General features: G+C 68.4%; 1 protein-coding gene. It reads right to left on the reverse strand.

Annotation, left to right across the window (positions count from 1 at the left end; all coding sequences use genetic code 11):
- On the reverse strand, positions 1–636 hold a 636-nt coding region (locus QSK22_RS33285), incomplete at its 3' end, for an AMP-binding protein (RefSeq protein WP_502872402.1).
- Between the last annotated feature and the right edge of the window lie 13 nt (positions 637–649).

A 649-nucleotide genomic window follows, 5' to 3' on the forward strand; every position in this document is an offset into this window, starting at 1 on the left:
CGTCACCTCGGTCGGCCCGTACAAATGACGCACCACCACACCCGGGCACGCCGCCCGCACCGCCTCCACCGCCGACACCGCCACCACATCACCACCGGTCAACACCTCACGCACACCCGCAAAAACCCCCGGCGACTCCACCGCCAGCAACCCCAGCAACCCCGCCGTCACATGCACATGCGACAACCCATGCGCCGTGATCAACCGCTCCAGCTCACCACCATCCACCTGACCCGGCGGCGCAACCACGACCGTCCCGCCGTTCACCAGCGGCACCCAGATCTCATACGTGGACGCGTCGAACACGTGCGGCGCGTGCAACAGCACCCGATCATCCGCACCGACACCCCAACCGCTGTCAGCAGCCAGCCCCGCCACACCGCCATGCGTGGCCACAACCCCCTTCGGCACACCCGTCGAGCCCGACGTGAACATCACATACGCCGCATCGTCCGCATCCACACCAACGCGAACCCGCCCACCACCATCGGTCTCCTCGGCGAGCACCTGGGACGGGTCGTCCACCACCACATCCACACCCGCCAACACCGCCTCACGACGAGCCCGCGGCCAGGCCGGATCCACCGGCACATACGCCGCCCCCGCCTTCAACACCCCCAACAACACCCCCACCAACTCAGCCGACCGC

It is taken from the genome of Actinomadura sp. NBRC 104425, assembly GCF_030269545.1.
Classification (GTDB): domain Bacteria; phylum Actinomycetota; class Actinomycetes; order Streptosporangiales; family Streptosporangiaceae; genus Spirillospora; species Spirillospora keratinilytica.